The following is a 7727-nucleotide window of genomic DNA, read 5'->3' as shown; positions in this document are numbered from 1 at the left end:
ACCAGGGGGCGATCGCTCCAGGGTTCGGCCAGGGGCAGGCCGCTGCTGGCGTACCAGCGGAAGCCGGGGGGCAGGCCGAGTTCGGGGGGGGCGCCGGGCCGCAGGCTGCGCAGGCGCACCTGCTCGGCGGGCAGGGGCCAGTCGTCGAGGAGGGCTTCGCCGAGGGGATCCCGCTTGGCCAGGCCGAGGAGCAGGGCGTGGAGTTCGGCGGCGCTGGGCTGGTTGGCGAACCAGGCGGCGAACTCGGGATGGCCGGCGAGCAGGTCGCGGAAGGCGGCGGCGGGCAGGTGGAGGGCCTCCACCTCGGTGGTGGCGCGCAGGTGCTCGCAGGGGGCGCGGCGCAGCAGGCCGGCCCAGCCGGCGATGGTGCCGGGGCCGAGGCGTTCGATGGTGCGCAGACCGCGGCCGCTGGGGCTGGGGCCGAGGCTGCGCAGCTGGCCGCTGCAGATCAGCAGCAGGCCTTCGGGCAGCACGTCCGGGCGCAGCAGCGTCTGGCCGATGCGGAAGCGGCGGGGCTCCAGCAGGGGATCGATGGCTTCGAGGCGGGCGGCGGGAAGGCGCTCGAAGGGGGTGAAGTCGTTGAGCAGGCCGCTTACGGCGCCGGGGGAGGAGGTCATGGGGCCGGGTCCTCCTGCAGCAGGGCGAGCAAGGCGTCGAGGGGGGGCAGGGGCTGGCCCTCAAGGAGAAGCCGCACCCGCTGCTCGAGCCATTCGTCGAAGAGTTCGCCCATCATGCGCTCCCTGGTGGCTTCGTTCAACTCAGCGGGCAGGAACTGTTCGAGCCTCAGCACCACCCAGCTGTCGCCGGCCTGGAAGGGCTCGAACAGCTGGCCGGGGCGGCCGCGGCGCAGGCGGCTCACCAGGCTCTCGTGGCCGGCGGCCAGGGAGAGGGGGCCGATCTGGCCGCGGCAATGGCGCTCGGGGCCGGCGGAGTGGATGGGGGCGAGGCTGTCGAAATCGGCTTCGCCCTCTGCGATCTGGTGGTGCAGTTCGGCGGCGAGGTCTTCGTCGTCGACCCGCAGCAGGGAATAGACCACCTGGTCGAGCTCGGGCTTGCGCTGCAGGAAGCGCACCTCCACCTCATCGGCCCAGCGGCAGCGCACCAGGCGCTGCAGGCGCTGCTTCTGGGTGGCGAGGATGCGCAGGTCGTCGAAGGCGAGGTTGCGTTCCGCCAGCCAGGCGGGCACCTGGTCGTCGGCGGTGATGCCACGGCGTTCGAGGAAGGCCGCCATCAGGGCCTTCTCCTGGTCGGCGGGCAGGGGAATGGCGTGCACCAGCTGGTCGAGCAGCCAGGCCCGGGCCAGGGGGCGGGCCTGGCCCTGCTGGCGGATGAGGCGGTTGAGCTCGGAGAGGGCCAGCCAGGGGCGGCCGGGGGGCAGCTCCACCACGGCCGGCTCGTGCAGGCCGGAGAGGGTTTCGGGCAGGGTGTCGCGGGGGGTGGTCATGGGGCAGGCACCTGGTGGGGCAGCTGGAGGCGGGTGAGGGCGTCGGCCATCAGGGCCAGGCCGCGCTCGCGGCTCCAGGTGGCGCGGGCGTAGGCGAAGGCGGCGGCGCCCATGGCCCGCCAGGCGTCGTCGTCGTCGCTGAGCTGGAGCACGGCCTGGCACCAGTCGTCAGGGGTGCGGGCGATCAGCACCTCCTGGCCATGGCGCAGGCCGGTGGCCTCGGCGGCCAGGGGACTGAGCACCTGGGGGATGCCATGGGCGGCGGCGGCCACCACCTTGCCCTTGAGGCCGGCGCCGGAGCGCAGGGGCGCCAGGAAAACGCGGTGCTGGCCGTACACCGTGGCGGGATCGGCCACCCAGCCCGTGGCGATCACGCCCGGTTCGGCGCCCCAGCGGGCGGCCAGATCGGCGGTCAGGCCACTGCCATAGAGGTGCAGTTGCAGCTCGGGCCGCTGCTGGTGCAGCTCCGGCCACACCTGGCGCAGGAAGGCCTCGACGGCGTCGCGGTTGGGGGGGTGGCCGTAGCTGCCCAGGAAGGCGAGGCCGCTGCGGCCCTCGAGGGGGGCGGGCGTTTCGGGGCCGTGCACCACCCAGGGGCAGGGGGCGGTGGCGGCCTCGCCGAGGGTTTCGGCCTCGATCACGGCCCGTTCCACCTCCGAATAGCTGAAGGTGAGGTGCACCTGGCGCATCACCGCCAGTTCCTGGCGCTTCACCTCCTCCACCGCCTCCAGGGCACGGCGGGCCGCGTCGCCGTCGAGGCCTTCGGCCCGGGCGGCACGCAGCTGGCGCAGGTGGTGCAGATCGGCGTTGCAGAACAGCAGCCGGGCCTGGGGGGCGTAGCGCTGGATGAGGGGCAGGGCCTGGGTGGCCACGGTGTGGCGGGTGAGGTAGATGAGCTCGAATTCGCGGCCGCGCTCGCGCAGGAAGTCGTCGAGGGAGAGCACGAAGGGGGCGTGGATGAGCTCGACGCCGCGGCGCTGGAGATCTTCGGAGTAGCTGGCCAGCCAGGCGAGGTTGAGGGGCAGCAGGGTGAGCTTCCAGCCGAGGGCCTGGAGCAGCTCCATCTCCACCAGGGCGGCGTGGCTGCCGGCATCGCGGTCGGGCCGGGGGGTTTCCTGGTCGAGGAACAGGGCGCGGCCGAGGATGCCCCGGTCCTTGATGGCCTCGGCTTCGGCCAGGCTCGGTTCGGTGGGCCCTTCGAAAGCCTCGGCCCACTTGCGCTGGAACATCGGGCCGTGGATCGCCTGGAAGCGCTTGAGGCCGGAGCTGGCCTCCGTGTCGGTGCCGCAACTCACGCCTTCGTGGTGGATCACCCGGGCCAGGGGGGTGTAGCGCACGCTGTGGCCGGCCTGGCGCACCTTGAAGGCCAGGTCGGTGTCTTCGTAGTAGGCGGGGGAGAACTCGGGGCTGAAGCCACCGAGCCGGTTCCAGAGCTCGCGGCGGATGGCCAGGGCGGCGCCGCTGACGTAATCCACCTGGCGGGCGTAGGCGACGCGGGGGTCGTGGGGGTTGCCGCCGCGGCCGTAGTTCCAGGGTTCGCCGTTGCCCCAGACGATGCCTCCGGCCTCCTGGAGAGTGCCATCGGGGAGAAGCAACTGGGCCCCCACCAGGCCGGTGTCGGGCCAGCGCTCGAAGGGATCGAGCAGCTCCTCCAGCCAGGCGGCGCAGGGTTCGGTGTCGTTGTTGAGCAGCACCAGGACGCTGCCGCGGGCGGCGGCGGCGCCGCTGCAGCAGGCCTGGTTGAAGCCGCGGGCGAAGTCGTGGTGGACCAGGCGCACGCCGGGGGCATCTTCGGCAAGGGCGCCAGCGGTGCCGTCGGAGGAGCCGTCGTCGACCACCAGGATCTCGAAGGGGATGCGGGTGGGGGCATAGGCGATGGCGGCCAGGCAGCGCAAGGTGATGGCGTATTGGTTGTGTACCGGGATCACGATCGAGACCAGGGGCTCGGCCGAGAGGGAAAGCTGCAGGGGCTGGCGGGGCACGGGGCTGCCGTCGGGGCCGGGTTCGCTGTGGCCGGCGGGGGGTGGGGGCCCCTCGGTGCGGGGCAGGGGGTGCTCGAGCAGGCGTTGCAGGCGGGGCAGATCGGCCGGCAGGGGGGTGCCGTGGGCATCGGCCCAGGCGAGCCAGGTGCGCAGGCTGCGGTAGTGCTCGCGGGCGAGGGGGGAGAGCTCGTCGGGGAAGGGGGGACGGGCGTGCTGCTGCAGGGCCGCCCAGGGGGTGAGGTGGAAGGGGAGCAGCTCGAAGCGCTGATCGAGCACCTGGCCGGCGGCGGTTTCCAGCTGGAGGTGGTGGATGGCGCCGTCGGCGAGGGCGGCGGGGAGCAGCTGCTGGAAGGGCCAGGGCTCCTCGCTCAGGGGCTCGGGGGGGGCGATAGGCAGGGTGGCGGCGCCATCGAGGCGGAGCACCAGGGGCTCGGGGCCGCGGCCCCAGCCGTGGAGGAGGGGGGCCTGACAGGCGGTGAGGGCGCCTTCGCGGGCGGGGCCGTGCTGGCGCTGGTGGGCGATTTGCCCGTAGGTGTCGGCGTCGACCCGGAGGGGGCTGCCGGCCAGCTCGGGGCCGGCCTCACCGGCGGCGAACAGCCGCAGCACCAGCCCCTGGGAGAAGGGGGGCAGGGGCTGGGAGGCCCCCCACCAGAAGCGGAAACCGCAGGGCTGCTCGATGCCCAGGGGCAGAAGGTCGGGCCGGGCCTCGGCCGCCATCAGCTCGGCGACAACCAGCCGCTGGCCTGGTTGGAGCAGATCCTCCAGCACGAGCTGGAGGCGCAGGGGCGGGCCCTGGGGCTGCAGGGGCCAGGGGCAGGCCCAGCCGCTGAGGCCGCCGGACGGGCTCCAGCCTTCCAGCTGGCCCACCAGGCCGGGGCGGCGCCGGTCGGCCAGGAGGGAGCTGGATGGTTCCAGGGTGCCGGGCGGCTCGGCGAGCATCGCAGCCATGCTGGAATCGTTGGCCGAACCCTATTGCCCCCAAGCCGCTTTGTCTCGCTCAGGCAAGGACCCTGCCGATGCTGAGCCGGGCGTATGGGTGCCGCTGAGGCTCCTGCGGGAGCTGACGCTGCCCTTTGCGGCCCATCACCAGTTGCTCACGGCGCTGCGGGAGAAGCCCCGGGCGGAGGCCCCGGCGGATCCTTTGCTGGCGGAGCTGGCGGAGGCCAGCGCCGCGGCCCTGCGGGAGGCGATCGATCAGGGGAGGCTGGAGGCGGCCCTGGCGGCCCACGACCACCTGGTGGGCCATGTGGGCGAGCTGGCGGCGGCGCGGCCCGAGGTGGCCGCCGTGCTGTGGCAGCGCTACGGCGATCTGCTCGGACAGCTGACGGGCCAGGTGCACGAACGGCTGGTTCCCCGCAACGGCGAAACGGTTGATTTCAGTGTTGCCGAACGGGCTGGCGACGGGGCGCTCTGCCTGCGGATGGCGAGGATTCTGGAGCCGACGGCGGCGCAACCCTGGGAGGTGCCCAGCTGGCTGCCGGTGCTGGAGCAGCAGCTGGTGCAGCACGGGGCCCTGGCCTGGCAACAACGGATCGGTGTGGATCCGGCCGCGGCGGAGCCCTGCCTGGATCTGTTCCTGCGGCTGGCGCAACTGCTGGATCCGGTGCCGGCGTGGGTGGCGATGGGCTGCCGCGCCGCGATGGCCAAGGTGATCGAGGCGCTGCCGGCCCCCGGCGCCATGACCGAGCAGGAGCTGGGCCTGCTGGTGGCGCGGGTGGGCCGGCTGCCGGTGGCGGCGGCGCAGCGTGAGGCGTTCGAGGCTGCCCTGCTGCGGGCCCGCTTCAGCCTGGAACTGCTGCAGCAGGGCAAGCCGGCGGCGCAAGGGCTGGAGGTGCTGGAGGCGGAATGGCTGGAGGACGGGGAAGACCCGGGCGTGGAGGGGCCCCGGACCCCGTTGCGGCTGGTGGCGACCGCGGCGGCGGCCGGGCCGGAGGTTTTCTCCCTGGCGCCGTTTCTGGATGGGGATGGGGAGGGGGCGGCGGCCGCCCTGGAGGGGTTTCTGCCGCCGTGGGCGGCCAGGGAATGGCCGGCCTGCCACCCGATCGCCAGCCTGCTGGAGAGCCTGGACACCAGGGGGCTGCCGCTGGCGGAGGCGGCGCTGAGGGTGCTGCGGCGGGCGGCGCTGCTCTGGCAGGAGCGGCTGGGGCCGCAGATCGCCCCGTTGCCGCCGGTGGACTGGGCGGCCGGCGGGCTGGTGGTGGAGCTGGATCCGCTGGAGCTGGCGGTGCTGCGCCAGGCCGGAGGCGCTGGCGAGGCGGTGGACGACGCCCTGGCCGAGCTGCGGCGCCGCCACCATGACGCCGGCTTCTGGAGCGCGGCCGCGGCCGATCCGTTTCCGGCCCTGCCGGACACCCTGGAGGCGCTGCGCCGTTTCGAGCTGGAGGCCGGGTTTTACACCTCCACCCAGGCGCCGCGGGAAAGCCTGCGGCAGTGGGCCCAGCCGGCCCTGCAGGCCCTGCTGCAGGCCCAGGTGTGGAGCGCCCAGCCGGCCACGCAGGGGCTGTGGCTGCCGTGGGGGCTGGAGGGGATCGGGACCCTGCGGCAGGCCGCCAGCGGGGTGGGGCTGCTGGCGCAGCTGGAGGGTGAGGAGGTGGTGGTGGTGACGACGGAGGGAACCGAAGCGATCCGCCAGGCCCATCAATCGGGGCGGTTGTTTGCAGGCGGAGCGTTCGGCCTGCGCTGCCTGGCCGCGCCCCAGAGCCGCCATCCGCAGCGGCCGGCGGCGGGATTCGAGCACAGCCTGGAGGGGCTGGTGGCGGCGGTGGAGCAGTTGTACCGGGAGCGGCCGTTCACGGTGCTGCTGGCCGCCTGCGGGGCTTACCGGCTGCCGCTGGCCCAGGCCATGGCCAGCCGTTTCGGGTTGCTGGCGGTGGCGGTGGCGTCGCCGCTGGCAGGCTGGCTGGAAGGACAGCCTGAGCAGGGCCAGCTGTGATGGATGAACCGGCCAAGAGGGAAGCGGAGTGGCAGGCGGTGATCGCGGCCCACCCGCTGGAGAACCACGATCCGGCCGAATGGTTGCGCTATGGGGTGGCCCTGAGTCAGCTGATCGCCCCTTCGGATCAGCAGCGGCAGCAGCAGCAGCAGGCGGGACTGGCGTTTGCCCATGCCGAAGCCCTGGGGGCATCGAAGGAGGCGGTGGCCCTGGCCCAGCGGCAGGCGACGCTGCTGAGCCTGGCGGAGGGGCTGGAGCTGGCGGGGGCAGGGGCGGCGGCGGCGGCGCTGGGGCGGAAGGTGCCGGACGCGATCATCACGCCACACCCCGGATTTCCCTGAGGCGTTGGCCGGGGTGATGGTCCCCACAGGCCTGCAGGCGAATCGATCGACGCAGACGGTCGGACTTAAGCTAGCCAGATCATCTAGCCTAATTGGCCATGGCTGCCGTCTGGACCCTTCAGGACGCCAAGAACCGTTTCAGCGCCCTGGTTGAGGCGGCCTTGAAGGGTGAGCCCCAGAAGGTCACCCGTCGCGGCGTTTTCGTGAGTGTGGTGCTCTCCGCCGAGGAGTACGAGCGGTTGCGGCGACTGGATCAGGGCAGCGCGCCATCCCTGGGGGCGATGCTGTTGCAGATCCCGCAGGATGACGTCGGCTTCGAGCGTCTGCCACTGACGCCGAGGGAGTTTCCGTGTTCCTGATCGACACGATGGTGCTTTCGGAGCTGCGCAGGCGACAACGGGACCCCGGTGTGGTGGCCTGGATCGGTGAACAGCGTCACGAGGATTGCTTTCTGAGCGTGGTGAGCATCGGTGAGATCGAGCGCGGCCTTGCACGGCAGCGCGTTGTGGATGCCGCCTTTGCCAGGCAGCTGGCCCGCTGGCTTGATCAGCTGTTACGGAGCTACGGGGATCGGCTGCTGCCGGTGGATGTGGCCATTGCCAGGCGCTGGGGCCGACTCTCGGCCGAACTTGGCCATGACGGCAGCGACCTGTTGATCGCTGCCACGGCCCTGGAGCACGGGCTCACGGTGGTGACGCGCAACCTGCGGCACTTCACACCCACGGGTGTGCCGACGTTGAATCCCTGGAGTGAAGCGGGGTGACGCGTGGAACGGCTTCACCCCAGCCTCAGGTCTTCCAGCAGGAGCGCCAGCACTTCCCACTCGCTGTAGGGTCGCGACTCTTTGTGCGGCCGTCCGCGGCCCCGCCAGCTTCTGTGATGCCGATTCAGCCCACGCGCCCCCTGGCCTGACGCGGTGGCCAGCAAGCGCACCCTCAACGCCCGCAACCTGGAGGCCCTGGGGGCGGCGGCGCTGGCGGAGTTGCTGCTGGAGGTGTCGAGCGGCCAGGCGGTGATCCAGCGGCGGC

Annotated in this window: 8 protein-coding genes; 5 read left to right on the top strand and 3 right to left on the bottom strand. The window is 72.8% G+C overall.

All coding sequences use genetic code 11. The features are described from left to right. The 3 genes from VB739_RS15760 to VB739_RS15750 all read right to left on the bottom strand — a co-directional run. On the bottom strand, positions 1-617 hold a 617-nt coding region (locus VB739_RS15760; protein ID WP_323357971.1), incomplete at its 3' end, for a cyclic nucleotide-binding domain-containing protein. Further along, the gene (locus VB739_RS15755) at positions 614-1444 is read right to left on the bottom strand and encodes a peptidylprolyl isomerase (protein WP_323357970.1); all 831 of its coding nucleotides are present in this window, start codon (positions 1442-1444) and stop codon (positions 614-616) included. The genes VB739_RS15760 and VB739_RS15755, both read right to left, overlap by 4 nt. Beyond that, complete coding sequence (locus VB739_RS15750; RefSeq protein WP_323357969.1) at positions 1441-4374, bottom strand: glycosyltransferase; 2934 nt, start codon at positions 4372-4374, stop codon at positions 1441-1443. The genes VB739_RS15755 and VB739_RS15750 overlap by 4 nt, the downstream gene beginning before the upstream one ends. Before the next feature lie 88 nt (positions 4375-4462). Between VB739_RS15750 and VB739_RS15745 the strand changes: the two genes are divergently transcribed. The 5 genes from VB739_RS15745 to VB739_RS15725 form a co-directional block, all read left to right on the top strand. Continuing rightward, positions 4463-6358, top strand: a complete 1896-nt coding sequence (locus VB739_RS15745; RefSeq protein ID WP_323357968.1) for a hypothetical protein — start codon at positions 4463-4465, stop codon at positions 6356-6358. Further along, complete coding sequence (locus tag VB739_RS15740; protein WP_323357967.1) at positions 6358-6699, top strand: hypothetical protein; 342 nt, start codon at positions 6358-6360, stop codon at positions 6697-6699. The genes VB739_RS15745 and VB739_RS15740 overlap by 1 nt, the downstream gene beginning before the upstream one ends. Positions 6700-6797: 98 nt before the next feature. Further along, the gene (locus VB739_RS15735) at positions 6798-7058 is read left to right on the top strand and encodes a type II toxin-antitoxin system Phd/YefM family antitoxin (protein ID WP_323357966.1); all 261 of its coding nucleotides are present in this window, start codon (positions 6798-6800) and stop codon (positions 7056-7058) included. Further along, entirely contained in the window at positions 7049-7462 is a 414-nt protein-coding gene (locus VB739_RS15730; protein WP_323357965.1) for a type II toxin-antitoxin system VapC family toxin, read from the top strand. Before VB739_RS15735 ends, VB739_RS15730 begins: the two co-directional genes overlap by 10 nt. A gap of 153 nt (positions 7463-7615) precedes the next feature. Continuing rightward, the coding region (locus VB739_RS15725; protein ID WP_323357972.1) for a DUF6880 family protein at positions 7616-7727 on the top strand (112 nt) is incomplete at its 3' end.

Source organism: Cyanobium gracile UHCC 0281 (genome assembly GCF_034931305.1).
Classification (GTDB): domain Bacteria; phylum Cyanobacteriota; class Cyanobacteriia; order PCC-6307; family Cyanobiaceae; genus Cyanobium; species Cyanobium gracile_A.
Note: the sequence above shows the minus strand (reverse complement) of the source record. Positions and strands in the feature narration are given on the sequence as shown.